Raw genomic sequence first — 25,483 nt, forward strand, 5'->3', positions numbered from 1 at the left:
ATTACCCCTTTCCTAGAGTAGATGTACTCTTTTCAGATAAGGAATTACTGTGCGTCGCTCTTCTCACGCGGCTACCCTCGACGATGGCGAGTTAGCCGATTCGACGGCGGTTTCTCCCGCGACATCATCAGCATGGATCAAGCGCGGCACGCCGCAGTTTATGCGCGTCACCCTGGCGCTCTTTTCCGCCGGTCTGGCAACCTTCGCGCTGCTCTACTGCGTACAGCCTATCCTGCCAGTGCTGTCGGCGCAGTTTGGCGTATCGCCCGCCGAAAGCAGTATTTCACTCTCCATTGCCACCGGGCTAATGGCGCTAGGGCTGCTGGTGACCGGCCCGCTTTCCGACGCCGTGGGCCGCAAGAACGTGATGGTGACGGCGCTGATGCTGGCGGCAGTCTGCACCCTGCTTTCCGCCACCATGAACAGCTGGCAGGGCATTTTGCTGATGCGCGCCCTCATCGGCCTTTCGCTCAGCGGCGTGGCCGCCGTAGGCATGACCTACCTCAGCGAAGAGATCCATCCCAGCGTTACTGCGTTTTCTATGGGGCTCTATATCAGCGGTAACTCCATTGGCGGCATGAGCGGCCGCTTGTTGAGCGGCGTACTGACCGACTTCTTTTCCTGGCGCGTCGCCATTGCGGCGATAGGCTGTTGCGCCCTGGCCTCGGCGCTGATGTTCTGGCGTATTCTGCCCGCATCACGCCATTTTCGTCCGGCGTCGCTGAAGCCGCGCAGCCTGATGATTAACTTTCGCCTGCACTGGCGCGACGCCGGACTGCCGCTGCTGTTTGCAGAAGGCTTTCTGCTGATGGGCGCCTTCGTCACGCTGTTCAACTATATTGGCTACCGTCTGCTCGGGGCGCCTTACCATTTCAGCCAGGCTGTCGTCGGCCTGCTCTCTGTGGTCTATCTGACCGGCTCCTGGAGTTCGCCGAAGGCGGGCGCGCTGACGATGAAGCTGGGGCGTGGTCCGGTGCTGCTCGGTGCTACGGCGCTGATGCTGGTCGGCCTGTTGCTGACGGCACTGAGCGCGGTGGCATGGATTTTCTTCGGCATGATGCTGTTCACCGCCGGTTTCTTCGCTGCTCACGCGGTCGCCAGCTGCTGGATAGGCCCGCGCGCGCGTCGTGCCAAAGGCCAGGCATCGTCGCTCTATCTCTTTAGCTACTATGTTGGCTCCAGCGTAGCCGGTACGCTGGGCGGCCTGTTCTGGCACAGCTACGGCTGGCCTGGTATTACCCTCTTCATCTCTGCGCTGCTGCTGCTCGCCCTGCTGGCAGGCTGGCGTTTGCAGCAAAAACAGCTCTGATGCCGTATGGCGCTCAATAAAAAGGACGCATCTGCGTCCTTTTTCACCTGTTGACACCTGAGCCCGCCGACTAAACAGGACCATATAAAAACAAAGTCGCCAATCCTCGCTATAATCCTTCTCACTCCAACAATAAATGCACTTTTTTTTACAGCAATGAGGATGTCCCAATGGGCCATTACTACTACGTTTCTAAAATTTCTGGCTACAACGATAACCATGTGGTGCACGCCGCCGGCTGCCAGTATCTTCCCCCGCTCGACTCCCGCCTGTTTCTCGGCACTTTTTACACTGCGAATGCCGCGATTCAGCAGGCGCGCAAGTATTACCCCGGCTCGCTGGGGTGCGAAGCGTGCTGCCCGCTGCCGGTAAAAAAAAACCTGAGGACTCAGAATAGCGTGGCACTAAAGCATATCGCCTGACTCTGATTATGCTGGCCTCGCCGCGGAGGTCAGCAAAGCGTTGCGCCGTTGCGCCAGTTTGTTAAGATTTCTTCTCTCTTTCCAGTAAGGTAGATCGCTTCTTCCTGATGCCTGAGCAACCTATGCGCGAAAAATATGCTGCTTCACAAATTGCCCTTCACTGGCTGACTTTTCTGCTGGTGGCGCTGGCTTATGCCACTATTGAGCTGCGCGGCTTTGCCGAGCGCGGCTCCTGGCAGGGCTACGCCATGATTATTACCCACTTCAGCGCAGGCTTTACCGTCCTGCTGCTGATGCTGGCGCGTCTGTTTTTGCGCACGCGCCATCGCACGCCACCCATCACGCCGCCCATTGCCCGCTGGCAAACCGGCCTGGCGCATCTGGTGCATACGCTGATCTATGCGCTGTTTATTACGCTGCCGATTCTGGGCCTCACCTCGCGCTATCTGCGCGGGCGCGACTGGTGGCTGTTCGGCATACCGATGCCGGTGGCGAGCGAACCCAGCTTCGATCTTTCCGATAGCCTGATCGACTGGCATGAAACGCTCGCGCCGCTGGGATACTGGCTGATCGGCCTGCATGCCGGAGGCGCGCTGTTTCATCACTATTTTTTGAAGGACAATACCCTGAAGCGCATGATGCCAGGCAAAACACCACGCCGATAACCCAGGTTTATCGCCCGCCAGCCGGGCGATAAAAAACTTTCAGGAATAAAACTGCGTTACACCGTTCCCCTTACCGTGCAATTCCCTCACAATGGTCAATAATTGTGACGCAAGTCACTTTCGTGGATGTGAAAACCGCATCTTTTTTGCTGCAGCTCTGACAGATTTTATTTTCATGCAATCAACTACTGTATCCCGTAAAACGGCCTGGCTACGCGTGGTGCTGCTGGCTATCGCCGCCTTTGTTTTCAATACCACTGAATTCGTGCCCGTCGGCCTGCTTTCCGATATCGGCGCCAGCTTCAGCATGAAAAGCGCTGATGTGGGCATCATGCTCACTATCTACGCCTGGGTCGTGGCGCTGCTTTCTCTGCCGCTGATGCTGCTGACGCGCAATATCGAGCGGCGCGTCCTGCTGACCGTACTGTTCGCGATCTTTATCGTGAGCCATGTGCTGTCGACCTTCGCCTGGAGCTTCGCCTCGCTGGTGCTGTCGCGCATCGGCATCGCGCTGGCGCATGCGGTGTTCTGGTCGATCACCGCCTCGCTGGCGATTCGCGTTGCGCCAGCCGGTAAAAAGACCCAGGCGTTAAGCATGCTGGCGACCGGCACTGCGCTGGCGATGGTGCTCGGCGTGCCGATCGGCCGCGTGGTCGGTCAATATCTGGGCTGGCGCACCACTTTCGGCATGATTGGCGCCTCAGCGCTGGTGCTGATGGTGCTGCTGGCGCGCATCCTGCCGCGTCTGCCGAGCGAACACACCGGCTCGCTGAGCAGCGTGCCGATGCTGTTTCGCCGACCGGCGCTGGTGAGCATGTATCTGCTGGTGACGCTGGTGGTAACCGCGCACTACACCGCCTACAGCTATATTGAACCCTTTATGCAGTTCGTGGCGAATGCGGATGAGAACTTTACCACGCTGCTGCTGCTGCTGTTTGGCTCCGCCGGAATCCTGGGCAGCGTGCTCTTTAGCTCGCTGGGCAATAAGTTCCCCTCTGCGCTGCTAATCGCCGCGATAGCGGTTATCACCCTCTGCATGGGGCTGCTGATTTTCGCCGCCGTTCGTCCGGCCGCGATTGTGACGCTCTCTGTTTTGTGGGGCATGGCGATGATGATGATCGGCCTGGCGATGCAGGTGCGCGTGCTGTCGCTGGCGCCGGATGCCACCGACGTGGCGATGTCGCTGATGTCAGGCATCTATAATATCGGCATCGGCGCGGGCGCGCTGCTGGGCAATCAGGTCAGCGAGCATCTGAGCATGGGAGACGTGGGGAATATAGGCGGGCTGCTGGGGCTGGTCGCGCTGTTCTGGTGTATCGCTATCTTCCGTAAATATCCGCAGCTGCGCAGCAACGGATAAAATAAGGGCGTCAGAACACGGTTCTGACGCCCTTATTCTTAATTAAGGCTGGCGGCGGTGCCAGACAGCCTGCTCGCGCCAGAGGTCGAAGTGATGCGAAAAGGCTTGACGCGTATGTTGTCCTGCTTTCCCGACAGCTGCTGCTCCAGCGAAATCAGGCTGCTGCTGCCGCTGACGTTAACCGCAGCGGCTGCTGTCTGGTAATAAGGCGCAGCTTCAGGCTGCTGCGCCGCCGCGCTGGCCAGAGAAACCGTACTGAGCAGCGCCGCCACAATGACAAACTTCACGCTTTTCATCTTCTCTCTCCTTCTCTCCGACGCTGCTGACTTACTGATAAATCACTGCGGTGCCGTGCAGGTTGTTCTGACCTGAAGTCGAGGTGATGCGGAAAGATTTCGCGCCTGCGGCATCCGCTTTCGCGTTCAGCTGCGCTTCCAGTGAATCTAGGTTAGTGCCGCCCTGTGCGGAGATGGTGCCTACCGGAGTCTGGTGCAGCGGATCGCTGGCAACCTGATCTGCTGCAAATGCGCCAAAAGTCACGGTGGTAAGGGCCAGAGCGGCCAGGGTCAGTTTGATGGTTTTCATGATATCGCTCTCATATTCGGGTGTGATAAAAAGTGTCGTTAACTTAATTAACGATCGTTAAATAAATAGTAGAGCCAGTTGCTGTACTGCGTCAACCTTTTTTTATCGATCGTTATTTTAATACGAAAGAGCCGTGAGTATGGGCTCCGGCGCCCCTTTCCACTTAACCCTATGGGGGAAAGACGAGCGGTAACGCACAAAATGCCAACCCACTTTTCCGGGCGCGAAGGCTGGCTTGCATATTTTCTTAATGATCGGTAATTTAATGGAGTATTTTTCAGACGTGAGGATCTATGAGCCAGCAATATGATGAAGTCCTGAAAAAATGTCGTGGTCGCCCCAAAACCTTCGACCGGGATGCGGCGCTGGACAAGGCCCTGACGCTGTTCTGGACCCATGGCTATGAAGGCACTTCTCTCTCCGATCTGGTCGCTGCCACCGGCGCAAAAGCGCCGACGCTTTACGCCGAGTTCGAAAATAAGGAAGGCCTGTTCCGCGCGGCAATGGAGCGCTATGTCGAGCGCTTCAGCGCCGAACGCAACGCCGCGCTGCAGGATGAGAGTAAATCGGTTGCTGAAGCGATTGAAGGCTGGTTTCGCGCGACGGCGGCCTGCTTTACCCACCGCGATACCCCGGCGGGCTGCTTCTTTATCTGCACCTCAACCGCGCTCTCTTCATCATCGGGTGAGATCGCCCATATGCTGCGCCAGCAGCACGATGCGCAGCAGCAGACGCTGATTGATTTTCTCACCGTCCGCCAGCAGCGCGGCGATATTCCGGCGCAGGTCGATATTCTCTCTCTTGCGCGCTATCTCGCCTGTATGCTGCAGGGTATGTCGGTGCGCGCGCGCGAAGGCGCGCCAAAAGCGGATCTCGATAACATCATCGACACCCTGATGGCGATGTGGCCAGCGCTTACCGGTCAGTGCATGAAGCCGCGCTGAATATTTTGCGCGATGAAGTATCAGGGCGGGAAAATTCCCGCCCTGCTCGTTTACGACTTTTACTCGAGGAAGAAGACCGGCCTCAGCGCCTGGCTAACCGGACTGTTGTCGGGATTACTTAGCATGAGATCCTTCATCGACGCCCACCAGCGCTGGCACACTTCCGTCTGCGCCACCGCGTTCCAGCGCTCTTCCGATTCGATCTCCACGCTGGCGAACAGCAGGTGCCGTTCGGCGTCCAGCCAGATGGCGTAGTTGTGCGCGCCGTGCGCCTTGAGCGTTTCCGCCAGCTCTGGCAAGATGGGGGAATGGCGACGCTCATACTCCTGATGGCAATCACTATTCACCTGCATGACAAAGGCTTTACGAAGCATTGGCTGGACCCGCATCGAGCGCCGCCTGCCACGGCTTAACGTTGAAGCGTTTGCCCAGCGCCACCAGCTGTTCGGTCGTGATGCTCTGGCGGATGCCGCCCATCGACAGAACCTTCACAATCACCTCGGACGATTTCTCTGCGGTGTCAATCAGGCCGAAGGTTTCATCCAGCGTCGGTCCGGCACCGAAGATGCCGTGGAACGGCCACATCACGATGCTGTGAGAGGCCATCTGATCGGCTGTCGCCTGCCCGATTTCATCGGTTCCCGGCACCATCCACGGCAGGATGCCGACGCCGTCCGGGAACACTACCAGACACTCGGTGCTGCCTTCCCACAGTAGGCGGGTAAAGCGTGCCGAATCGAGATCCACCACGTAGCTCAGCGACATAAAGTTGGTTGCGTGACAGTGCATGATCACGCGATCCGCGCCGCCGGAGACCGCTTTGCGCACGCTGTGAGACTGGAAGTGTGACGCCAGCTCGGAGGTCGGCAGTCCTCCATTGCTCAGCCCCCAGTGAATTTTATAGGAGAGCCCTTGCTCGTCGACCTTCAGCAGCGCCAGGCAGTCGGCGGGATCGAGCTGTACGTTGCGGAAAAACTTGCCCGATCCGGTGACGAGGAACCAGCAGCTGGCCAGTTCAGGCGCTGGTTTCGTCAGCTCAACGCAGCGCGGCTCGGCGTAAAAATCGCCGGCGAAAGGTTTAACTTCCTCTTCCAGCAGGCGCAGCGACACGTTACCGCCGTTACGTTCGTCCCACCCCTTTAGCCACATATCGCTGGTGGCTTTAACCATTCCCTGTACAAACCAGGATGAAAGAATGCTTTGCATAGTGAACCCTTAACGTTGATTCAGGATTTGTTTTTCATAGTGACGCACATCGCTTAACCAGCTGGCGTCGGCGGGCACGTCGTGGCGCAGGCACCAGGCTTCCCATACCGCCTGCCACGGCAGCGATTTTTGCTCTTCCAGCAGTGCCAGACGCGCGGTGTAGTCCCCGGCGGCTTCGCTCTGGCGCAGGCGCTCGGTCGGCTCCAGAAGCGCGCGCAGCAGCGCTTTCTTGGTGTTGCGCGTGCCGATGACCCAGGCGGCGATACGGTTAATCGAGGCGTCGAAGAAGTCGAGGCCGATATGCACCTTGTCGAACAGCTGGTGGCGCACGATTTCGCTGGCGATCGCCTGAGTTTCATCGTCGAGCAGCACCACATGGTCGCTGTCCCAGCGCACCGGACGGCTGACGTGCAGCAGCAGGCGCGGCACATAAAGCATGGCGGTAGAGATCTTGTCGGAGATCACTTCGGTCGGATGGAAGTGGCCAGCGTCCAGCGTGAGCGCGGTCTGACGGCTGGTGGCGTAGCCCATAAAGAACTCGTTGGAGCCGACGGTGTAGCTTTCCGCGCCGATGCCGAACAGCTTGCTCTCAACGGCGTCAATATGGTGCTGCGGGCTGAGCTTCTCGGCGATCACCTCATCCAGCGCGCTCAGCAGCCGTTGACGCGGTGCCAGTCGATCCACCGTGAGATCTTTCATCCCGTCCGGCACCCAGATATTCATGACCGACGGCGTGCCGAGCTGCTCGCCGAAGTAAGCCGACACACGTCGGCTCGCCTTACAGTGATCGATCCAGAACTGGCGGATCGCCTTGTCGGCGTGCGACAGAGTGAAACCGTCAGCACTCAGCGGGTGTGAGAAGCAGCTTGGGTTGAAATCAAGCCCCAGCTTCTGCTGCTTCGCCCACTCTACCCAGTTGGCAAAGTGCTTCGGCTCAATGGCATCGCGATCCACGGGCGTTTCGCTTTCCAGATAAATAGCGTGCAGGTTCAAACGTTTAGGGCCCGGGATCAGCGACAGCGCTTTTTCCAAGTCGGCGCGCAGTTCAGTGGCGTTGCGCGCTTTGCCGGGATAATTGCCGGTGGCCTGAATGCCGCCGGTCAGCGCGCCCTGCGGATTTTCAAAGCCGCGCACGTCGTCGCCCTGCCAGCAGTGCATGGAGACGGGGACGCTATCCAGGCGCGCCATCGCCTGTTCGACATCCACGCCGATATCGGCATAACGTTGTTTAGCCAGCTCAAAGGCTTGCTCAATCAGCTTTGTCATATGCGAGTTCCTTAGCAGGCTGACTCAGCGCCGAAAAGCGTGCCTGGCAGGCACGAAAGGCGCTGTTGGTCAGCGGTTCAAATGTCTTCAGAGGGAAGTTGTTTTCCACGCAGCGGCGGAAATCCGCCACGTCGGTCAGTTCGCCCATGGCGATAAGCTGGCAGCCAACGTTGCCGAGCGTCGAGGCTTCGACCGGCCCGGCCAGCACCGGAATTTCACAGGCGTCGGCGCAGAGCTGGTTGAGAAACGCGTTCTGGCTACCGCCCCCCACCACGTGTAGCTGGCGAAACGCGCCGCCGCGCAGTTTGGCCAGCTCGTCGATCACTTCGCGGTAGAGCAGCGCGAGGCTGTCGAAAATGCAGCGCGCCAGCGCGGCGGCTGACTGCGGCACCGCCATATGCTGTTCAGCGCAGGCGTTCTGAATTTCGTTCACCATGCTGTCAGGATTAATAAAGCGCGCGTCGTTGGGATTGATCAGCGCGCGGCAGGCTGGCTCTTTCGCCGTCTCGGCGATCAGCGCGCAGAGATCGTCGATTTGCAGCTCGGCGCAGACCCGCTGCAGCAGCCAGAGACCCATAATGTTTTTCAGCACGCGGTAGCCTTCGGCGCCGCCCTCATTTGTAATGTTCGCCTCAAGCGCGTTTGCCGAGGCGTAAGGCAGTAGGCTTTCGAATCCCATCAGCGACCAGGTGCCGGAGCTGAGATAGGCCGCGTTCTCCTGCGTCAGCGGCGTGGCGAGCACTGCGCTGGCAGTGTCGTGGGTGGTGACGGCGATAACCGGGATCTCGACGCCGCGGGCGTTCTGCCAGCAGCCGATAACATTGCCTGGCGAGGTCGGTTTGCCGAACCAGGCAGGGGACGCGCCTGCCCAGTCAAGCAGATCGGCATCCCATTCGCCGCTTTCGATATTCAGCAGCTGCGTGGTAGTGGCGTTGGTATACTCCCAGTTAAGCTTGCCCGTCAGGCGAAAGTGCAGATAGTCGGGGACCATCAGCGCGTGAGCGACCTTCTCTTTCCAGTCTAGCTGTTGCTGGCTCAGGGCGCGGAACTGATAGAGAGTATTGAACGGCAGAAACTGAATGCCGGTACGGGTGTAGATCGCCTCTTTACCCAGTTCGCGCAGCGCCTGTTCCATCACGCCATGGGTACGCTTATCGCGATAGCTCACCGCTTCGCCGACGCGGTTGCCCGCTTTATCCAGCAACACCATATCAACGCCCCAGGTGTCAATGCCGATGCTGTCCGGTACGATGTCCTCCTCGTCCAGCTGCGCCAGCCCGGCGCGGATTTCGCGCTCCAGATGATCGAGATCCCAGCAGTCATAGCCGGCGCGACGTTCGCGACGGCTGGCGAAACGACGCACTTCGCGCAGATCGATTTGCTGTGATGCGGCGTCCCACCGGGCGAGCATCACGCGTCCGCTGGATGCGCCCAAATCAACCGCAACGATATTTCGCTTACTCATGGCCCGTTCTTCCTTAGATATGATGCTGACAGAGTAGGAACCTTGAGGGCATGCCACCTTCCCCGTACTGCCAGCGCCGCAACGCCGCTGGCAGGTTTGCAAAGAAGTTCGTGAGAGAGATCACAGAGGCGCAAGGGCGACGGATGTGAGCTTTGCCGCAATTCTTTTAACTGGTGGGAATATCTAGAAAAAAAAGCAAATTTCTTGCGCTTCAAGGTAGAAAATTCAAGGTCAGCCGCGTGAGCGCTGAGTAGACTCGGTTACGCTTTTGTTAAACGACCGAGGTCCCCATGACGATTTTACACAGCGCCGATTTTTTCTCTCAGGGCGACTACGCCATCGCTATCGAACCCCGGGTACCGCAGCAGGCGTTTCCTGAACATCACCACGATTTTCATGAAATCGTGCTGGTGGAACAGGGCTCGGGAATTCATGTGTTTAACGGACAGCCGCAAACGCTGTGCGCGGGCTGCGTCTGCTTCGTACGCGATCACGATCGCCATCTGTACGAACAGACGGAGAATCTCTGCCTGACCAACGTGCTTTACCGCAGCCCGGGCGCGTTTCGCTTTCTCTCGGGACTGCAGGCGCTGCTGCCGAACGAGCAAGACGGCAGCTACGCTTCGCACTGGCGGATAAATAATAAAGTCATGACGCAGGCGCTGGATGTGGTGGCAAAGATGCGGCAGGATGATGGATGGTCGCTGGAGAAGCAGGCGCGACAGGAGCAGCTCTTTTTGCAGCTGCTGGTTTTGCTGCGCGAGGCTTGTCGCAATGAACAGGCGCAGGATCAGGAAGCGCGCCTGCATCGCCTGCTCGACTGGCTTAACGATCACTACAGTGAAGAAATTTTGTGGGAGGCGCTGGCCGACCGCTTTTCGCTGTCGCTGCGCACGCTGCACCGTCAGATGAAGCAGCAGACCGGCAGTACGCCGCAGCGCTATCTGAACCGCCTGCGTCTGCTGCAGGCGCGCCACCTGCTGCGCCACAGCGATCTGCGCATCACCGATATCGCTTTTCAGTGCGGCTTCGGCGACAGCAACCATTTCTCCACCCTGTTTCGGCGTGAATTTGGCTGCGCCCCGCGAGCGGAGCGCCAGCAGATGATGTAAAAGGAGCAAGCGATGACGCTGATACTGAGTCGGGACGACTATTTTGCCGCCCCAGGCCTGCCGGTTACGGTGGCTGAACGTATGCCGCAGCCTTCCTTTCCCCCGCACCGGCATGAGTTCAGCGAAATTGTCATCGTCTGGCGCGGCAACGGCCTGCATATCCTCAACGATCGCCCCTGGCTGATTACCTGTGGCGACGTCTTCTATATCCGCGACCAGGATTGCCACAGCTACGACAGCGTTAACGATCTGGTGCTGGATAATATTCTTTACTGCCGTGATCGCTTCGGCCTGGCTCTCGACTGGACGCAACTCTTGCCGCCGCAGGGCATCGACGCGCCGGGCTGCTGGCGCTTGACTACGCGCGGCATGGCGCTGGCGCGCGGCGTCATCAGCCAGCTGGAGCGCGAGAGCCGCAAGAGCGATCCCCTCTCTATTCAGCTGACGGAAGCGCTTTTTTTGCAGCTGGCGTTGATCCTTCGTCGTCACGGCTATGCGGCGGATCGCCCCTGGGCGCTGCCGGAGGGCGAGCAGCTCGATCTGCTGATGTCGGCGCTGCAGGGCGCGGTCTCGCGGCCCTTCGACCTGGCGGCGTTTTGCCAGCAGAATTCGCTGAACGAACGGGCGCTAAAGCAGCTGTTTCGTCAGCAGACCGGCATGACGGTCGGCCATTATCTGCGTCAGCTGCAGCTCTGTCAGGCAAAGCATCTGCTGCGCACCCAGGACTGTCTGATCGGTGAAGTGGCGGCGCGCTGCGGTTTCGACGACAGCAACTATTTTTCGGTGGTGTTTACGCGCGACACTGGCTTAACCCCCAGCGCCTGGCGCCAGCGGTTTGTACCCCAGCGGACAGGAAGTTCGGCGCAAGATAAAGCACAGTCTTGAAAAAAGCGTCAGCCGCTTCACGCTCAGGCGGCGCCAAAAGCATGCTAGCGCGGGTGAGACGCCCCCCATAGAAAAACGTAAAAGCGGCATCCCTGCCGGCGCTTTCCGCAACATCGCTGTCGCGGGGCGCCTTGCTCCGCGGGCCTTCTCGCCCGCAGCGGCACATTATTTACACTCTAACCTGCTCGTTTTGCCCCTGTTAATTTATGCGGCCATGCCAAGCCCAACGATATTGGCGGCGATGATAATCACCACGCAGCCGATGGAGAGCACGCCTACCGGACGACGTCCGGCTGATTTCCACTCTTTCAGCAGCAGCCCCACCAGCCCACCGCACAGTACATAGAGGCTCATATGCAGCATCCAGCTGACGTAGTCATACTGCGCCGGAATGCTGGCATGGCCCCAGGCGTAGAAGAAAAACTGCAGATACCACATGGTGCCGCCCAGCACCGCAAAGGCGATATTGGCGATCAGCAGCGGCTTCGCCACGGAGAGATCACGACGCAGCGACAGTTCCGGCTTCATTGCCAGGCGGATAAAACAGAAGGCCAGATTGACCAGCGCCCCACCGCCCATGATAACCACATAGCTTGGCAGCGCAACGTAGAGCGGATCGATGCCCAGCTGCGCCGCCGCTTGATGCATCGGCTTAGCCGCATCCATCGCGAACGACATACCTGCTGAAAAGATGCCGCACAACACCGCCAGCACCAGCCCTTTCTTGAGGTTGAACTCCTCAGCATTAATCCCCAGCGCGCGCTCCTTCAGCAGACCGGCGCGCGAAACGATGGCGACGCCCACCAAAGCTACGGCGACGCCGAGCAGCGTTAAACGGCCGCCGGTAGAGGCAAACAGCTCGCCGAAGCGCCCCTGGATCAGCGGCGTCATCAGGGTGCCGACCACCAGCGTAATGCCGATAGCGATGCCGATGCCCATCGACATGCCGAGATAGCGCATCGTCAGGCCGTAGTTAATATTGCCGATGCCCCACATCGCGCCGAACAGAAACACAGGCAGCAGTTGAGAGAGGCTAAAGCTGTGGTAGTAAGCCCAGAAATTAGGCAGCAGCACGGCGCTCACCGCCCACGGCAGGATCAGCCAGGACATAAAGCCGCCCACTGACCACATCGTTTCCCATGACCACTTTTTCACCTGTTTAAACGGCGCATAGAAACACGCGGCGCTGGCAGCTCCGACGAGATGCCAGAAGATACCTGCAATAATGGCACTATTCATTGTTATTCCTTGCATAAGGTTGAGGCCGACAGGAAACCCGGTTCCTGATTAGCTGGCAGTCTACGGCGCGTCTGAACGCTTCAGCCTTAGGATGGCTGCCGAGCCCCATGCCGAAATGGCAATATCAGCCAGTTACTACCCACGCGGATCACAGTTTCGACTTTGTCGGCGTGGCAGCGCCCTCACCCTTTAAGTTATTTATTATTCAGCTTTTTTTTATAATTGCTGTGCCACGCAGCACGTTTATCCGCTGGCTGCCGCTTTTTTATCGCCGCTGGCAGAAACAGAAAGATCGCTTCACTAATGACGCTTAACGCCGTATAAAACGTAGAAAATCTTCAACGGCCAGGATTGAGATGACGGGAAAATGGTTAACGCTGTTTTTGACGCGGGCGGTAAGCCGCGTCATGCTGGACGATCTGCGCGCCATATTGCCCGCCAGCGCGCTTAAGATTTTTATCAATGGGCTGGAGGAGACGCAGTACGCCACGCTTGAGTGCCAGCAGGCGGAAGAGAACTGCGCGCTAATCGCCTCTGCGCTGGTGGTGTGGCGCCAGCTGGGCCAGATACACAGCATTGTCTATAAAAAAGGGGAAGTGCTGCGCGACGTCAGCGACGCTACGCAGTTTCAGCTATTCAGCATGCTAAAAACGCACCGCGCGGTGATGCAGGTTGCCTGACGCGGAGATAATGAGGTTTCTATGAGAGTGGGTATTCTGTTTCCAGTCGCGATTATCGTCGCTGGCGTCGGCTTTCTGGCATGGTTTATTGGCAGCGGGCTCGCCATGCCAGGTTCCTGAACTAGCGTAACTGACTGTCTTTACTGCCGCGGCGGTTAAAGAGCGCGCTGCCCTTCTGCGCTTTATCATGCGCCTGCTGACACGCCAGACAGAAGCGCACGCCCGGCACTGCCTCACGGCGCGCCTGCGGGATCGGCTCGCCGCACTCGTCGCAAAACTCCGCGCTTTCGCCCTTGTGCATGCTGCCACGCACGCGCGCAATCTCATCGTTCACCGTACTTTCAATCTGTTCCTGAACGGCGCCATCTGACGCCCATCCGCTAGCCATAACATCCTCCTCATGCCTTCTGAAAGTGTTGGCCCAAATTCCATTTTGCGCAACGTAGATAAGATATGCGGGCCTGCGCCGCTGAATACAACCTTTTGCCGCCCTCATCGCGCCAATTTGCGTCTGTTTGCCAGCGCCGCGTCGCCTGTGGCAATCAGGCTAAGGTGTCGCCATACGTTTTGTTTCACGCTGCATTTACAGAACATTTTATTAACGTACCCGACATCGGAGATTCGGCAGATGACAACACAGCTCAAACATTATGTTAACGGTGAGTTTATCGCGCACAGCGGAGACAACTGGATTGAGGTGATCAACCCCGCCACCGAAGCGCTGCTGGCTCGCATACCTGAAGGCTGCGCGCAGGACGCCAGCCGCGCGATTGACGCCGCCGAAGCCGCACAGCCGGCATGGGAAGCGCTGCCTGCCGTGGAGCGCGGCGGCTGGCTGCGCAAGCTGGCGGCCGCTATTCGCGATCGCGAGCCGGAGCTGACCGCCACTATCGTCGCCGAAGGCGGCAAAACGCAGGGGCTTGCACAGACAGAGGTGCTGTTCACCGCCGATTATCTGGACTATATGGCCGAATGGGCGCGCCGCTATGAAGGCGAGATCGTCAACAGCGATCGACCCAATGAAAATATTTTCGTTTTTAAAAAGGCGATCGGCGTCACTACCGGCATTCTGCCGTGGAACTTCCCTTTCTTTTTGATTGCCCGTAAAGCGGCGCCCGCGTTGATCACCGGCAACACTATTGTAATCAAGCCCAGCGAGCTGACGCCGCTCAACGCTGGCATCTTTGCCGAGATCGTTCATCATATCGGCCTGCCGCCGGGCGTGATTAACTTTGTCTATGGCTACGGTCCGGAGATTGGGCAAGAGCTGGCTGCAAACGCGAAGGTTGGCCTGGTCAGCCTGACCGGCAGCGTTGGCGCAGGCGTCGCCACTATGACGGCAGCGGCGAAGAACGTGACTAAGGTTTCGCTGGAGCTGGGCGGCAAGGCACCCGCCATCGTGATGGATGATGCTGACGTCGAGCTTGCGGTTAAGGCGATCGTCAGCTCCCGCGTGATTAACAGCGGCCAGGTCTGCAACTGCGCGGAGCGCGTCTATGTGCAGGAGGGCATTTACGATCGCTTTATGTCTGCGCTGACCGAGGCGTTCAAAGGCGTCACCTTCGGCGATCCGGCGGAGCAGCGCGATCTGGATATGGGGCCGCTGATTAACGCCGCCGCGCTGGCGCGCGTTGAGAAGAAAGTGGCGGACGCCGTGGCCGCGGGCGGCAAGGTGGTGCTGGGCGGCAAGCGCGCCGGTGAGAAGGGATTCTTTTTCCAGCCGACGATTATCACTGACGTCCGTCAGGATATGGAGATTATGCGCGAGGAGATCTTTGGGCCGGTGCTACCGGTAATGACCTTCAAAACGCTGGACGAGGCGATTGCGCTGGCTAACGACTGCGAGTACGGCCTCACCTCCTCTATTTATACGCGGGATCTCAATACCACCATGGTGGCGCTGCGTAAGCTGAAGTTTGGCGAAACCTACGTCAACCGCGAGAATTTCGAAGCGATGCAGGGGTTCCATGCGGGCTGGCGTAAATCGGGCATTGGCGGCGCCGACGGTCGACATGGGCTGGAGGAGTATCTGCAGACCCACGTCGCCTATCTGCAGTTTTCGCTGTAAGGCCTGGCCCCTCTTCCCGGGCGGTCTGAGCGCCCGGGCGAGTAAGCGGGCCCAGCGCGCAAAGCCTCCCGCCTCAGGGAGGACATCGTGCGCTTTAGCGATCGGACTCGCTCATTCGCCTGCAGCACCATCGGGCGTTCAGGCTACGCGTGACCGGCTGCGCAGCAGCGCCGCGGCGCTCAGCAGCGATACCGCCATCAGGTAGTAGCCCGGTGCGAGGCTGCTGCCGGTGGCGTTAATCAGCAGCGTGCAGACCAGCGGGGCGAAACCGCCAAATATTGTCACCGCGACGTTATAGCTGATCGCCATGCCGCTGGCGCGCGTAACGGAGGGAAAAAGATCCGCCATCACCGACGGCACGGTGGAAAAGTAGATCGATTTCAGCAGCGCCATCCAGCCCACCAGCAGCATCAGCGTCAGCGCCGAGGTATGATTCACCATATAGCGGAAGGCGGGATAGATGGTGACCAGCAGCAGCAGCAGCGACCCCCACATCAGCGGCACGCGCCCTACGCGTTCGGCCCACAGCCCCATCAGCGGCGTCACCAGGGTAAGAATCGTTCCCGCCAGCAGCGTGGCGCTAAACGCGACGCTGCCCGGCAGATGCAGCGTTTTAGTGGCGTAGGTCGGCACATAGTTCAGCATGTAGTTAACCGCCGTTGAAATCACCATCAGCCCAACCGCCAGCAGCATCAGCTCTTTCTGACCACCGAACAGCTGTTTCAACGGCGCCGCGCTTTTCTCCTGCTGCGCAAAGCTGGCCGGTTCATGCACGTGGCGGCGTATATAGATCCCCAGCGGGCCAATCAGCAGGCCAAAGGCGAAAGGAATGCGCCAGCCCCAGGACTGAATTTGCGCCTCGCTGAGGATCTGCGTCAGCCCGAGGCCAAAGGCGGAGGCCATCAGCGTGCTTGCGCCCTGCGTCGCGAACTGCCAGCTGGCGATAAAGGCTTTGCGCTCGGGAAAATGCTCCACCAGAAACGCCGTCGAGCTGCCGAACTCGCCACCCGCCGAAAAGCCCTGAATCAGGCGCGCCAGCATAATCAGCAGCGGTGCCGCCAGCCCGATGGTGCCATATTCCGGCATAAAGGTGATGATCGCGCCGCCCAGCATCATCAGGTTGATCGAGAGCAGCAGCGCCTTTTTGCGACCGTGGCGATCGGCGTAGTTGCCCAGCACCACCGCGCCGAGCGGACGGATAAGGAAAGAGATGCCAAAGCTGCCGAAGGTCAGCAGCAGCGACACAGAGGCGTCGCTGGTAGGGAAAAAAGCGTGGGCGATATAGCTGGCAAAGAAGCCGTAGACCGCAATATCAAACCACTCCAGCGCGTTGCCGATGCAGGTGGCAAATAACGTTTTGTGCAGGCTCGGCTTCGTCTGAACCTGCGTTGCGGCTTGCGTTAGCGTGCTCATTTGCCTTCCCCCTGGTAAGCCTGCTGCCGCGCGAGCAGCGCCTTGCCCTCTTCGCCCAGCTGCCAGAACAGCCGCGTCATGATCTGCAGCCCTTCGCGTGCGACAGACTTCAGCATATGCTCGTTGACGCCGTGCTGGCCACAGGCGGGATAGGAGTGCGGCACCCAAAGCGTCGGCAGTCCCAAAATGTCAGAAAAGACCTCGTTCGGCAGAGAACCACCCAGATTAGGCAGCAGCGCCGGTTTTTTGCCGCTGCTGATGGCCAGATTCTCCAGCGCCCAGGCAACCAGCGGACTTTGCGGGTCGAGACGCGTGGCGGGTGAGCCGCGCAGGAATTCAACCTGCACATAGTCGAACCCGTGGGTGCGCAGGTGCGCCTCGACGTGCGCCACCAGGTTTTCCCAGTCGGTGCCCACTACAAAGCGCAGCTGGCACACCGCGGTCGCCTCGCCGGGAATTGCGTTCATGGGGCGCGCCGGGTTGCCAGCCTCAAACGCCAGCACCTCCAGCGTGTTCCAGCCGTAGAGCCGTTCCGCTGCCGTCAGGCCCGGTTCGCCCCAGGTGGCGTCCAGCGCCGGATCGCCCGGCATGCCGCCCACCTCAATATCGCTGAGAATGGCGCGTACCGCCGCACTCAGCGAGTCGGGCTTCAGCGCCTCGACCTGCAGTACGCCGTGGGCGTTAACCAGCGAAGCGATGGCGTTCGCCAGCTGGATGCCTGGGTTGCTGAGCAGCCCACCCCAGTTGCCAGAGTGATAAGCGTTGTCGCGCGCGCGGATGGTGAGGCGAAAATTGGCCGCGCCGCGCGAGCCGAGAAACAGCGTCGGCCGCGGTGCGCTGACGCGCGGGCCGTCGGAGGCGATAAAGAGGTCGGCGCGCAGCAGCGCCTGCTGCTGGCGGCACAGATCGGCCAGCCCCGGCGAGCTGATCTCTTCACCCATCTCGAACAGGATCTTGCAGTTAAAGCCGAGCCGGCCGCCGCGCGCCTGGTAAATTTGCTCCAGCGCCGCCAGATTGACGCAGTGCTGGCCTTTATTGTCCGCGCTGCCGCGACCATACCAGCGGTCGCCCTCTTCGGTCAGCTGCCAGGGGTTGAGGCCGTCGCGCCAGTTCTCATCGTCGCCGAACACCACGTCGCCGTGACCATAGAGCAGCAGGGTCGGCAGCGTCGCCTCTTCAATGCGTGTCGCCACCAGAAAAGGCGGATTATTTGCTGCCGGATTGTCGATAAGGTGCAGCGTAAAGCCAATCGCCGCCAGCTGCGGCGCGATCTCCTGCTGCAAATAGTGATGTAGCTCGCCGTCGCGATCCGCCCGCTGACTTTCGGTGGCGCACGCCACACGACGCGCCAGTAGCCGCTGGAATTCACCGCTATCGAAATAGCGCATCGCCTGATCAACTGCCTGTTGTTCCGTCATGTTTGCCCTGTCTTTTTTATTGTGGTGTCGCTCTATCTTTGCCAAAAGGCTGGCGTTGCCACAATTATCAATTTATCGACATAGCCTTGCTTTAAAAGCAAAGTTAAAATGCCCGATAAAGAAGCATGCACCGCTGGGGTGCAGGGGGGGAGCGATGCTGAGCAGTGAAATCCGTTATTTCCTTGCCGTGGCCAACAGCGGTTCGCTGAGCGCCGCCAGCGAGCAGTTGTTTGTCGCCGTCTCCGCCATCAGCCGACAGATCCAGCGGCTGGAGGCACAGGTGGGCGCACCGCTGTTCGATCGTCACGCGCGCGGCATGGTGCTCAATGAGGCGGGAGAAATTTTTGCCCGTCAGGTACGGCAAAGCCAGCGGGATATGGCGTACGCGCTGGCGGAGATAAAGGGGCTGAAGGCGATACGCCGCACGCTTATTCGCGTCGCCTGCACCGACGGCATGGCGTTCAGCCTGCTGCCAGGCCTGCTGGCGGAGTTTCGCGCGCTGCATCCCGGCGTCTATTTTGCGCTCAAGGTTGAGAGCGCGCAGAGCGTAGCGGAGCGAGTGCGCGCCGGAGAGTGTGACGTGGCGCTGCAGTTTAGTCTGCACCCGGAGCGTGGCGTGGAAGTCATAGATTCCTGGCCTGCACCGGTGCTGCTGGCCATGCACAGGGATCATCCGCTGGCGCAGCAGCCGGTGACGCTGGAGGCGCTCAGCCACTATCCGATGGCGTTGCCGGAGCAGAACACCACGGTGCGGCAGCTGTTCGATCTCGCCTGTCAGATGCGCGGCTGCGTGATCGAGCCGGTGCTGACCTGCGACTATTTCGCCACGCTCTATCAGTTTCTGCTCAATACGCCTGAGGCGATCACCATCAGCAGCGCGTTTACCCTGATCAACGCAACGCAGGCCCAGCAGCTGGTGCTGCGCGAAATGGGGGTCGACCAGCTTAGCCAGCGCACGCTACAGCTGCAGCGCGTGTCGGGGCGACAGCGCAACGCGGCGCTGACGCCCTTTCTCACCTTTCTTCAGCAGCGCATTAGCGCTATCGCCAGTCAGGCTGCTCTGATTACTCTTTGATATCGACCGGATAGAAAATGTGCTTGCCGAACGGATCGATATCGTAGCCGCTCACCTCTTTGCGTACCGGCTCGAAGATGGTCGAGTGGGCAATCATTACCGCAGGCATTTGATCATGCATGATCTGCTGCGCCTGCAGGTAGAGCGCGGTGCGCTTGCTTTGATCCGGCTCGGCGCGCGCCGCGGCGATCAGCTTCTCAAACGGCTGATAGCACCACTTCGAGGAGTTGGAGCCGCCCTGAGTCGATTTGCAGCTGTAGAGCGGCCCGAAAAAGTTGTCGGGATCGCCGGTGGCGGTGGTCCATCCCATCAGTGCCGCCTGATGCTCGCCGCTGCGCACCCGCTTGAGATACTCGCCCCATTCGTAGGTGACGATAGAGGCCTTGATGCCGACCTTTGCCCAGTCCGCCTGAATCATCTCTGCCATACGGCGCGCGTTAGGGTTATAGGGACGGGAAACCGGCATCGCCCAGAGCGCGATTTCCGTGCCGGGCTTAATACCCGCCTGCTGTAGCAGCGCTTTGGCTTTCTCAGGATCGTAATCGTAATCTTTCAGGTCCCGGTTTTCACTCCAGACGCCCGGCGGCAGAATGTTTTTCGCCGCGGTGCCGGTGCCTTTAAAAATGGCGTCGATAATGGCGGGCTTATTGATCGCCATCGCCAGCGCCTGTCGCACCTCCACCTTATCCAGCGGCGCTTTCGTGGTGTTGAACGCAAGGAAGCCGGTATTGAGCCCCGCTTTTTGCATCAGGTTGATCGCCGGATTACTGCGCATCTTCTCCAGGTCGGCGGGGTTTGGGAACGGCATGATCTGACACTCCCCCTTTTCCAGCTTGGCAAGCCGCACCGAGGCGTCCGGCGTAATGCTGAACACGATGCGGTCGAGCTTTGCCTTGCCGGCCCAGTAGCCCGGAAAAGCCTTATAGAGAATGCGCGAGTCTTTCTGATACTGCATCAGCTGGAATGGTCCGGTGCCGATGGGATCCATATCGACTTTCTCCGGCGTGCCGGCTTTCAACATCTGGTCAGCATATTCAGCGGAGTGAATCGAAGCGAAATACCAGGCGAGATCGGCGAGAAACGGCGCCTCCGCGTGATTCAGGGTAAAGCGCACGGTGTGGTCGTCGACGCGATCGATGCGCTTGATTAGCGTGGTCAACTCCAGGCTGTCGAAGTTAGCGTAGGTGCCGCCAGAGACGTTGTGGTAAGGGTTTTTGCTATCCATCTGCCGCATAAAAGAGAAGATAACGTCGTCGGCGTTGAAATCGCGGCTGGGTTTAAAGAGTTTATTGCTCTGAAAAGGGACGTTTTTGCGCAGATGGAAGGTATAGACCTTGCCGTCAGGGCTAATCTCCCAGCTTTCCGCCAGGCTCGGTATCAGCTCGGTGGTGCCATATTTGAAATCCACCAGCCGGTTAAAAACCGGCACCGCGCTGGCGTCCACGCTGGTTCCCGAGGTGTAGAGCTGCGGATTGAAATTTTCCGGCGACCCTTCGGCGCAGTAAACCAGCGTTTTCGCGCTGGCGTTATGCGCCAGGGTAGCGGTCAGCAACGCCAGCATCGCTATCTTCACTTTCATCATTTCCTCACTTTTTATTGACTTCCGTTGGTCAGATTCCCTAAATGTTCCAGACGCTCTATGGATACCACGTTTTCGTAACATAGCGAATCCCGCTGTTAGCAGACAAATAAGGAACGGTGATGACAGCCCTTGCACATCAGTTAACTCAACGTTTTTTTCGCTATCTGGCGGTCAGCAGCCAGAGCGACGCCAAATCAGACACCTTGCCAAGCACGCCGAGCCAGCACGCTATGGCGCAGCTGCTGGCGCAGGAGCTGACCGCTCTCGGGCTGGATAAGGTGGAGATCGACGACTGCGCCACCGTGACGGCGGTGAAGCGCGGCAACCGGCCCAGCGCGCCGCGCATCGGGTTTATCACCCATATCGATACGGTTGATGTGGGGCTGTCGCCCGATATTCATCCGCAGATCCTCACCTGGCAGGGCGAGGATCTGCTGCTCAACGCGCGCGACGATATCTGGCTGCGCCGCGACGAGCATCCGGAGATCGCACCCTATATTGGGGAGGAGATTATTTTCAGCGACGGCACCAGCGTGCTGGGCGCGGACAATAAAGCGGCGGTGACGGTGGTAATGACGCTGATGGAGAATTTGCAGGGCGATCACGGCGATATCGTGGTGGCCTTTGTGCCCGACGAAGAGATTGGGCTGCGCGGCGCGAAGGCGCTCGATCTGGAAAAGCGCTTTAACGTCGATTTCGCCTGGACCATCGACTGCTGCGAGCTGGGTGAAGTGGTCTATGAAAACTTTAACGCTGCGTCGGCAGAAATTACCTTTACCGGCGTCCCGGCGCATCCGATGTCAGCCAAAGGGGTGCTGGTCAATCCGCTGCTGATGGCGCACGACTTTATCAGCCTGTTCGATCGCCGCGAAACGCCAGAGCATACTGAGGGCCGAGAAGGCTATATCTGGTTTAACGAGATGCAGGCGGGCGCCAGCCAGGCGACGTTAAAGGCTTCAATTCGCGATTTCGATCTGGCGCAGTTTGCCGCACGCAAAGAGGCGCTGCAGCAGGCGGTGGCGGACATTGCGCAGCGTTACCCAACCGGCAGCGTCGCCATCCGCATCAGCGACATCTACAGCAACATCAGCAACGCTGTCGGTGAGGATCGTCGCGCCATCGATCTGATCTTCACCGCGCTCGCGGATCTCAATATCGAGCCTAAAGTGATCCCGATGCGTGGTGGCACCGACGGCGCCGCGCTGTCGGCGAAAGGGTTGCTGACGCCGAACTTTTTTACCGGCGCGCATAACTTTCACTCCCGCTTCGAATTTCTGCCGATTTCATCCTTTGTGAAATCTTATCAGGTGGCGGAACGGCTGTGCCTGCTGGCGGCGATGCCTTAACAACGTAGGGTGAAGCACGGCGTAGCCGGTAAAGCCACGCCCTCCTCTCCTGCCGTGTCAATGCGAGCGACAAGAGAGGAGAGCAGCGAATGCGTGCTATACCCAACGCTGCCACAACAAGGTCAGGTCACATTTGTTGACCTTGCTGCCCCTGCTCAGCCTGAGCCTTCTGCTCAAATCGCCGGGTTTCGATTGGTTCAGGCGTTGTTTTGCGAGCGTAGCGGTCTGGTTGTCCGTCGGGTCGCGTTTTAAAGCGCCGATGCAGCCACATATACTGCTCAGGTGCCAGCATGACGGCACGCTCAATCGCCTGGTTCATTTGGTGAGCGACAGATTCCTTGTCCGCGCCCTGCAGCGCGTCGCTGATATCTTCCATAATAATCAGCTCATAGCCTGAGCCATCCGCCTTGCGGCGCGGCACAAAGGGAATGACGGCCGGACGCGCGCTTTTAACCAGCATGTAACTGCCTGAGGTCGTGGCGGCATCCGGCACGGCAAAAAAAGGCACAAATACGCTGTTGTTTTTTCCGTAATCATGGTCGGGCGCGTACCAGAGAATTTCATTCTGCTTTAGGGCGCGGATCATGCCTTTTAAATCATAGCGATCCAGCATGCTTTTATTTGACCGCAGGCGTCCACGCGTTTGTAGCCAGTCAAGCAGCCTGTTGTTGTTGGGACGATAAACGCCTATGCCCGGATTAAGCATCCCGAAAATACGCGCGCCCAGTTCAAGCGTAAGAAAATGCATGCCAATCAGCACCACCCCTTTGCCCTTTTTCCGTGCCTGCTCCATATGCTCATAACCGCTTACGCTAACGTATTTGCGCACCCTCTGCTCGGGCCAGAACCATGCCATGCCGGTCTCCAGAATCCCCATCCCCACTGACGCAAAATTCTGCTCCAGCAAGGTTTCGCGTTTATCGTTATCCATCTGAGGAAAGCAGAGAGCGAGATTGCGGCGGGCGATCTCCACCCGTCGCGGTAACAGGCGTCTGGCGATTTGACCGAGTATGGGGCCTGTTTTCATCAGTAGCGGATAAGGCAGTTGCACCACCAGCCAGAGCGCGACGATCCCGATCCAACTGAGCCAGTAGCGAGGATGAAAAAAGGCGAGCGAAAACTGAGGCAATTTAGTCATTCAAATTATCCCTTGAGCATGCTTCTCTTGAGCGAGTCTGGCGGAAATTTTCTTATCAAATACCTGGTTTAGTTCAGGAAGGCGAATTGTAAAGAAATATTCAGGGGATATTTTGATCGTTTACAGCCACAGCGCGTGCTGGTTTAGGCTGCGTTGATTTTGGGTGTAAAGGGCATGAGGAATACGATGATAAAGAGGTCATTCTGTGGGCCAGCCAACGGCGCGAAACGGTATCAAAGCAGCCGTGACCGCAGACAATAAAGGCGGCTGTGAGCCGCCTCTTTTCTTAATTTGTTGCACTCACGTCAATGCCGGGGAAATATTTCGCCGCCAGCTTCTTCACCGTGCCGTCATCCTGGATTTTGGTAATCGCCGCATCCAGCTCCTGCTTCAGCTTCGTATCGCCCTTGCGCAGACCGAAACCGATGCCGGAGCCGAGGATGGCGTCATCCTCAACCGCCTTACCGGCAAAAGCAAAGCCTTTGCCCTGTGGCTTATCGAGGAAGCCCGACTGGCCAGCGGCGGACATCACCAGCGTGCCGTCCAGACGGCCTGCGACCATATCGTTATAGACCTGATTCTGATCCTGATAGGAGGTGACGGTCACGCCCTGGGGCTCCCAGTGCTTTTTGGCGTAGGTTTCCTGAATCGAGCCCTGCAGCACGCCGATATTCTTGCCCTTCAGCGCCTCAGCGGTCGGCTGCAGCTTCTCGCCCTCTTTTACGATCAGCATGCTTGGAATACGGTAGATCGGCTTTGTGAAGTCGATGCTTTTTGCCCGCGCCTCGGTGATGTTCATCGCCGAGTTAATGGCGTCAAACTTCTTCGCCTGCAGCGCCGGGATCAGGGCATCGAAGCTGCTCTCCACCCACTGACAGTTGAAATTCCCGGTGGCGCAAATAGCCTTGCCCAGCTCAATATCGAACCCTTCGAGCTCGCCCTGCGCATTGCGGCTCTCGAACGGCGCATACTGCGATTCAAGCCCGTAACGCAGCGTTTCCGCCGCCAGTGCGTGCACCGAACTCATCATGCCCAGAGCAAGAAAGAGCGCATTGATTTTTTTCATTTATTTTCCCCTGAGATTAACCCTTAACCCGACAGAGCGCTTCTGCGCCGCGCTGCAGGGTGGCGTCGTCTTTGGCAAAAGAGAGACGAATCACGTTGTTATCGGTGCCGTCCATATAAAACGCCGAAAGCGGGATGGTTGCCACGCCGTGTTCGACGATAAGACGTTTTACCATCTCGCTGTCAGGTTCGTCACTGAAATGTCCGTAGCTGGCCAAAACAAAAAACGAACCGGCGCATGGCAGCAGCTTAAAGGGCGAATCCTGCAGCAGCGTCACCAGGCGATCGCGCTTTTGCTGATAGAACGCCGACAGCGACAGATAGTTTTCGGCGCGCTGCAGATAGTGCGCAAACCCGATCTGCATCGGCGTATCGGCGGCGTACATCATAAACTGGTGCACCTTGACCAGCTCCTCCATCAGCTCGGCGGGCGCAAGGCAGTAGCCGACGCGCCAGCCGGTGACATGAAAGGTTTTGCCGAAAGAGGAGACAATAACGCTGCGCTGCGCCAGTTCCGGATGGGTCGCCATGCCGCAGTGGGCGCGGCCGTCGAACAGGATATGCTCGTAGACTTCGTCGGAGAGCACCACAATATCGGTGTTGCGCGTCAGCGCTGCCAGCTGCGCCAGATCGGCAGGCGTCAGCACCTGCGCGCTCGGGTTATGCGGCGTGTTGATGATGATCATACGGGTGCGGGGCGTCAGCGCAGCGCGCAGCGCCTCCCAGTCGATGGCGTAGTCAGGGAAGCGCAGCTTCAGGCCAACCGGCGTACCGCCCTGCAAACGCACCACCGGCGCGTAGCTGTCGAAGGCTGGCTCGAAGAAAATCACCTCATCGCCCCGGTTCACCAGCCCCGCGATCGCCATATAAATGCCCTGGCTGGCGCTGCCGCTAATCAGCACTTCGGTCGCAGGATCGTAGTGTTGCCCGTAAAGCGCCCCAACCTTCGCCGCCAGCGCCTCTTTCAGCGCGGGCCAGCCGGTCATGGGTGCGTACTGGTTATGCCCTTCGCGCATGGCGCGGCTGACCGCCTCCACCAGCGCCGGATCGCACGGAAAGTTGGGTGCCCCCTGCGACAGGTTAATGGCCTGGTGCTGCGCGGAGAGCTGGCCGATGACGCTGAATATGGTGGTGCCTACGTCAGGCAGTTTCGACGTGACGTTAACGCTGCTTTTCATCGGTCATGCTCCTGTATCGCTGCATAAAAATGTCGATTTCTTTAATATCTATTCAACGACCC

26 protein-coding genes and 1 pseudogene are annotated in these 25,483 nt (G+C 58.8%); 13 read left to right on the forward strand and 14 right to left on the reverse strand.

Annotation, left to right across the window (positions count from 1 at the left end; translation table 11 throughout):
- Positions 1-49: 49 nt before the first annotated feature.
- The 4 genes from Q9R34_RS03290 to Q9R34_RS03305 all read left to right on the forward strand — a co-directional run bounded on the left by Q9R34_RS03290 (position 50) and on the right by Q9R34_RS03305 (position 3,756).
- Positions 50-1,309 (forward strand): MFS transporter, encoded by a 1,260-nt coding sequence (locus Q9R34_RS03290; RefSeq protein WP_485892378.1) that lies wholly within the window; start codon positions 50-52, stop codon positions 1,307-1,309.
- Between the two features lie 170 nt (positions 1,310-1,479).
- Positions 1,480-1,731 (forward strand): hypothetical protein, encoded by a 252-nt coding sequence (locus Q9R34_RS03295; protein ID WP_434124964.1) that lies wholly within the window; start codon positions 1,480-1,482, stop codon positions 1,729-1,731.
- 122 nt (positions 1,732-1,853) lie between these two features.
- Positions 1,854-2,396: a cytochrome b561 gene (cybB, locus tag Q9R34_RS03300; protein WP_485892379.1), complete on the forward strand. Its 543-nt coding sequence runs from the start codon at positions 1,854-1,856 to the stop codon at positions 2,394-2,396.
- A gap of 175 nt (positions 2,397-2,571) precedes the next feature.
- Complete coding sequence (locus Q9R34_RS03305; RefSeq protein ID WP_485892380.1) at positions 2,572-3,756, forward strand: sugar transporter; 1,185 nt, start codon at positions 2,572-2,574, stop codon at positions 3,754-3,756.
- A 38-nt stretch (positions 3,757-3,794) separates the two neighbouring features.
- Here Q9R34_RS03305 and Q9R34_RS03310 read toward each other — a convergent pair whose 3' ends face one another.
- Both Q9R34_RS03310 and bhsA read right to left on the reverse strand, forming a co-directional pair.
- Positions 3,795-4,052: a multiple stress resistance protein BhsA gene (locus tag Q9R34_RS03310; RefSeq protein ID WP_485892381.1), complete on the reverse strand. Its 258-nt coding sequence runs from the start codon at positions 4,050-4,052 to the stop codon at positions 3,795-3,797.
- Positions 4,053-4,083: 31 nt separating this feature from the next.
- Positions 4,084-4,341, reverse strand: a complete 258-nt coding sequence (gene bhsA, locus Q9R34_RS03315; RefSeq protein ID WP_434124968.1) for a multiple stress resistance protein BhsA — start codon at positions 4,339-4,341, stop codon at positions 4,084-4,086.
- 293 nt (positions 4,342-4,634) lie between these two features.
- Here bhsA and Q9R34_RS03320 point away from each other — a divergent pair, with 293 nt between their 5' ends.
- A complete protein-coding gene (locus Q9R34_RS03320; RefSeq protein ID WP_485892382.1) occupies positions 4,635-5,285 on the forward strand; it encodes a TetR/AcrR family transcriptional regulator in 651 nt (216 codons plus the stop codon).
- 59 nt (positions 5,286-5,344) lie between these two features.
- On the opposite strand, the gene rhaM is transcribed toward Q9R34_RS03320, so the two are convergent.
- From rhaM to rhaB, 4 genes are read right to left on the reverse strand one after another with little or no spacing between them, the layout of a single operon-like run.
- Positions 5,345-5,659 carry an L-rhamnose mutarotase gene (rhaM, locus tag Q9R34_RS03325; protein ID WP_485892383.1) on the reverse strand — a complete coding sequence of 105 codons (315 nt, stop codon included), beginning with the start codon at positions 5,657-5,659 and terminating at the stop codon, positions 5,345-5,347.
- Positions 5,649-6,491 carry a rhamnulose-1-phosphate aldolase gene (gene rhaD, locus Q9R34_RS03330; protein ID WP_434124971.1) on the reverse strand — a complete coding sequence of 281 codons (843 nt, stop codon included), beginning with the start codon at positions 6,489-6,491 and terminating at the stop codon, positions 5,649-5,651. Before rhaD ends, rhaM begins: the two co-directional genes overlap by 11 nt.
- Before the next feature lie 9 nt (positions 6,492-6,500).
- Entirely contained in the window at positions 6,501-7,757 is a 1,257-nt protein-coding gene (locus tag Q9R34_RS03335) for an L-rhamnose isomerase (RefSeq protein WP_434124972.1), read from the reverse strand.
- On the reverse strand, positions 7,741-9,222 hold the full coding sequence (rhaB, locus tag Q9R34_RS03340; RefSeq protein ID WP_485892385.1) for a rhamnulokinase: 1,482 nt from the start codon (positions 9,220-9,222) through the stop codon (positions 7,741-7,743). Before rhaB ends, Q9R34_RS03335 begins: the two co-directional genes overlap by 17 nt.
- A 290-nt stretch (positions 9,223-9,512) precedes the next feature.
- Between rhaB and rhaS the strand changes: the two genes are divergently transcribed.
- Positions 9,513-10,334: an HTH-type transcriptional activator RhaS gene (gene rhaS / locus Q9R34_RS03345; RefSeq protein ID WP_434124974.1), complete on the forward strand. Its 822-nt coding sequence runs from the start codon at positions 9,513-9,515 to the stop codon at positions 10,332-10,334.
- Between the two features lie 12 nt (positions 10,335-10,346).
- Positions 10,347-11,219, forward strand: coding sequence for an HTH-type transcriptional activator RhaR (rhaR, locus tag Q9R34_RS03350; protein WP_485892386.1), 873 nt, complete (start codon positions 10,347-10,349; stop codon positions 11,217-11,219).
- Between the two features lie 204 nt (positions 11,220-11,423).
- Here rhaR and rhaT read toward each other — a convergent pair whose 3' ends face one another.
- Positions 11,424-12,458: an L-rhamnose/proton symporter RhaT gene (gene rhaT / locus Q9R34_RS03355; RefSeq protein WP_485892388.1), complete on the reverse strand. Its 1,035-nt coding sequence runs from the start codon at positions 12,456-12,458 to the stop codon at positions 11,424-11,426.
- Positions 12,459-12,565: 107 nt separating this feature from the next.
- Between rhaT and Q9R34_RS03360 the strand changes: the two genes are divergently transcribed.
- From Q9R34_RS03360 to Q9R34_RS03370, 3 genes are read left to right on the forward strand one after another with little or no spacing between them, the layout of a single operon-like run.
- The gene (locus Q9R34_RS03360) at positions 12,566-12,772 is read left to right on the forward strand and encodes a hypothetical protein (protein WP_485892389.1); all 207 of its coding nucleotides are present in this window, start codon (positions 12,566-12,568) and stop codon (positions 12,770-12,772) included.
- A 42-nt stretch (positions 12,773-12,814) separates the two neighbouring features.
- Entirely contained in the window at positions 12,815-13,138 is a 324-nt protein-coding gene (locus Q9R34_RS03365; RefSeq protein WP_434124978.1) for a hypothetical protein, read from the forward strand.
- A gap of 21 nt (positions 13,139-13,159) precedes the next feature.
- Positions 13,160-13,258, forward strand: a complete 99-nt coding sequence (locus Q9R34_RS03370; protein WP_485892390.1) for a YoaK family small membrane protein — start codon at positions 13,160-13,162, stop codon at positions 13,256-13,258.
- 1 nt (position 13,259) lies between these two features.
- On the opposite strand, the gene Q9R34_RS03375 is transcribed toward Q9R34_RS03370, so the two are convergent.
- On the reverse strand, positions 13,260-13,526 hold the full coding sequence (locus Q9R34_RS03375; RefSeq protein ID WP_434124979.1) for a DksA/TraR family C4-type zinc finger protein: 267 nt from the start codon (positions 13,524-13,526) through the stop codon (positions 13,260-13,262).
- 240 nt (positions 13,527-13,766) lie between these two features.
- On the opposite strand from Q9R34_RS03375, the gene aldA reads away from it, so the two are divergent.
- Entirely contained in the window at positions 13,767-15,206 is a 1,440-nt protein-coding gene (gene aldA / locus Q9R34_RS03380) for an aldehyde dehydrogenase (protein WP_485892391.1), read from the forward strand.
- A 138-nt stretch (positions 15,207-15,344) separates the two neighbouring features.
- Here the strand turns inward: aldA and Q9R34_RS03385 are convergent, their stop codons facing one another.
- Together Q9R34_RS03385 and Q9R34_RS03390 are read right to left on the reverse strand one after the other, a co-directional pair.
- Entirely contained in the window at positions 15,345-16,619 is a 1,275-nt protein-coding gene (locus Q9R34_RS03385) for an MFS transporter (RefSeq protein WP_434124981.1), read from the reverse strand.
- The gene (locus tag Q9R34_RS03390; protein ID WP_485892392.1) at positions 16,616-18,037 is read right to left on the reverse strand and encodes a M20 family metallopeptidase; all 1,422 of its coding nucleotides are present in this window, start codon (positions 18,035-18,037) and stop codon (positions 16,616-16,618) included. Before Q9R34_RS03390 ends, Q9R34_RS03385 begins: the two co-directional genes overlap by 4 nt.
- Before the next feature lie 154 nt (positions 18,038-18,191).
- On the opposite strand from Q9R34_RS03390, the gene Q9R34_RS03395 reads away from it, so the two are divergent.
- Positions 18,192-19,112, forward strand: a complete 921-nt coding sequence (locus Q9R34_RS03395) for a LysR family transcriptional regulator (protein WP_434124983.1) — start codon at positions 18,192-18,194, stop codon at positions 19,110-19,112.
- On the opposite strand, the gene Q9R34_RS03400 is transcribed toward Q9R34_RS03395, so the two are convergent.
- Complete coding sequence (locus tag Q9R34_RS03400; protein ID WP_485892394.1) at positions 19,102-20,691, reverse strand: ABC transporter substrate-binding protein; 1,590 nt, start codon at positions 20,689-20,691, stop codon at positions 19,102-19,104. The genes Q9R34_RS03395 and Q9R34_RS03400 overlap by 11 nt on opposite strands.
- A gap of 122 nt (positions 20,692-20,813) precedes the next feature.
- Between Q9R34_RS03400 and pepT the strand changes: the two genes are divergently transcribed.
- Positions 20,814-22,040, forward strand: coding sequence for a peptidase T (gene pepT, locus Q9R34_RS03405; RefSeq protein WP_485892396.1), 1,227 nt, complete (start codon positions 20,814-20,816; stop codon positions 22,038-22,040).
- Positions 22,041-22,257: 217 nt separating this feature from the next.
- Here pepT and Q9R34_RS03410 read toward each other — a convergent pair.
- The 3 genes and pseudogenes from Q9R34_RS03410 to Q9R34_RS03420 all read right to left on the reverse strand — a co-directional run.
- Positions 22,258-23,178 (reverse strand): annotated as a pseudogene (locus tag Q9R34_RS03410) (Kdo(2)-lipid IV(A) acyltransferase); the annotation flags it as partial.
- A gap of 286 nt (positions 23,179-23,464) precedes the next feature.
- Positions 23,465-24,244, reverse strand: a complete 780-nt coding sequence (locus tag Q9R34_RS03415) for a transporter substrate-binding domain-containing protein (RefSeq protein WP_485892397.1) — start codon at positions 24,242-24,244, stop codon at positions 23,465-23,467.
- A 16-nt stretch (positions 24,245-24,260) separates the two neighbouring features.
- Positions 24,261-25,421 (reverse strand): methionine aminotransferase, encoded by a 1,161-nt coding sequence (locus Q9R34_RS03420; protein ID WP_434124987.1) that lies wholly within the window; start codon positions 25,419-25,421, stop codon positions 24,261-24,263.
- Between the last annotated feature and the right edge of the window lie 62 nt (positions 25,422-25,483).

This window comes from Enterobacter sp. BRE11 (assembly GCF_031844285.1).
In the GTDB taxonomy this organism is placed as follows: Bacteria; Pseudomonadota; Gammaproteobacteria; order Enterobacterales; family Enterobacteriaceae; genus Pantoea.

Bases quoted from the DNA above. Each gene is read 5' to 3' on its own strand.
- Q9R34_RS03295 (WP_434124964.1), top strand. From the start codon at position 1,480: ATGGGCCATTACTACTACGTTTCTAAAATTTCTGGCTACAACGATAAC.
- bhsA (WP_434124968.1), bottom strand. From the start codon at position 4,341: ATGAAAACCATCAAACTGACCCTGGCCGCTCTGGCCCTTACCACCGTG.
- aldA (WP_485892391.1), top strand. From the start codon at position 13,767: ATGACAACACAGCTCAAACATTATGTTAACGGTGAGTTTATCGCGCAC.
- Q9R34_RS03365 (WP_434124978.1), top strand. From the start codon at position 12,815: ATGACGGGAAAATGGTTAACGCTGTTTTTGACGCGGGCGGTAAGCCGC.
- Q9R34_RS03305 (WP_485892380.1), top strand. From the start codon at position 2,572: ATGCAATCAACTACTGTATCCCGTAAAACGGCCTGGCTACGCGTGGTG.
- rhaM (WP_485892383.1), bottom strand. From the start codon at position 5,659: ATGCTTCGTAAAGCCTTTGTCATGCAGGTGAATAGTGATTGCCATCAG.
- Q9R34_RS03370 (WP_485892390.1), top strand. From the start codon at position 13,160: ATGAGAGTGGGTATTCTGTTTCCAGTCGCGATTATCGTCGCTGGCGTC.
- Q9R34_RS03415 (WP_485892397.1), bottom strand. From the start codon at position 24,244: ATGAAAAAAATCAATGCGCTCTTTCTTGCTCTGGGCATGATGAGTTCG.
- Q9R34_RS03360 (WP_485892389.1), top strand. From the start codon at position 12,566: ATGCCGAAATGGCAATATCAGCCAGTTACTACCCACGCGGATCACAGT.
- rhaT (WP_485892388.1), bottom strand. From the start codon at position 12,458: ATGAATAGTGCCATTATTGCAGGTATCTTCTGGCATCTCGTCGGAGCT.
- rhaD (WP_434124971.1), bottom strand. From the start codon at position 6,491: ATGCAAAGCATTCTTTCATCCTGGTTTGTACAGGGAATGGTTAAAGCC.
- Q9R34_RS03320 (WP_485892382.1), top strand. From the start codon at position 4,635: ATGAGCCAGCAATATGATGAAGTCCTGAAAAAATGTCGTGGTCGCCCC.
- Q9R34_RS03395 (WP_434124983.1), top strand. From the start codon at position 18,192: ATGCTGAGCAGTGAAATCCGTTATTTCCTTGCCGTGGCCAACAGCGGT.
- Q9R34_RS03375 (WP_434124979.1), bottom strand. From the start codon at position 13,526: ATGGCTAGCGGATGGGCGTCAGATGGCGCCGTTCAGGAACAGATTGAA.
- Q9R34_RS03335 (WP_434124972.1), bottom strand. From the start codon at position 7,757: ATGACAAAGCTGATTGAGCAAGCCTTTGAGCTGGCTAAACAACGTTAT.
- rhaB (WP_485892385.1), bottom strand. From the start codon at position 9,222: ATGAGTAAGCGAAATATCGTTGCGGTTGATTTGGGCGCATCCAGCGGA.
- rhaS (WP_434124974.1), top strand. From the start codon at position 9,513: ATGACGATTTTACACAGCGCCGATTTTTTCTCTCAGGGCGACTACGCC.
- Q9R34_RS03310 (WP_485892381.1), bottom strand. From the start codon at position 4,052: ATGAAAAGCGTGAAGTTTGTCATTGTGGCGGCGCTGCTCAGTACGGTT.
- rhaR (WP_485892386.1), top strand. From the start codon at position 10,347: ATGACGCTGATACTGAGTCGGGACGACTATTTTGCCGCCCCAGGCCTG.
- pepT (WP_485892396.1), top strand. From the start codon at position 20,814: ATGACAGCCCTTGCACATCAGTTAACTCAACGTTTTTTTCGCTATCTG.
- cybB (WP_485892379.1), top strand. From the start codon at position 1,854: ATGCGCGAAAAATATGCTGCTTCACAAATTGCCCTTCACTGGCTGACT.
- Q9R34_RS03420 (WP_434124987.1), bottom strand. From the start codon at position 25,421: ATGAAAAGCAGCGTTAACGTCACGTCGAAACTGCCTGACGTAGGCACC.
- Q9R34_RS03385 (WP_434124981.1), bottom strand. From the start codon at position 16,619: ATGAGCACGCTAACGCAAGCCGCAACGCAGGTTCAGACGAAGCCGAGC.
- Q9R34_RS03400 (WP_485892394.1), bottom strand. From the start codon at position 20,691: ATGAAAGTGAAGATAGCGATGCTGGCGTTGCTGACCGCTACCCTGGCG.
- Q9R34_RS03390 (WP_485892392.1), bottom strand. From the start codon at position 18,037: ATGACGGAACAACAGGCAGTTGATCAGGCGATGCGCTATTTCGATAGC.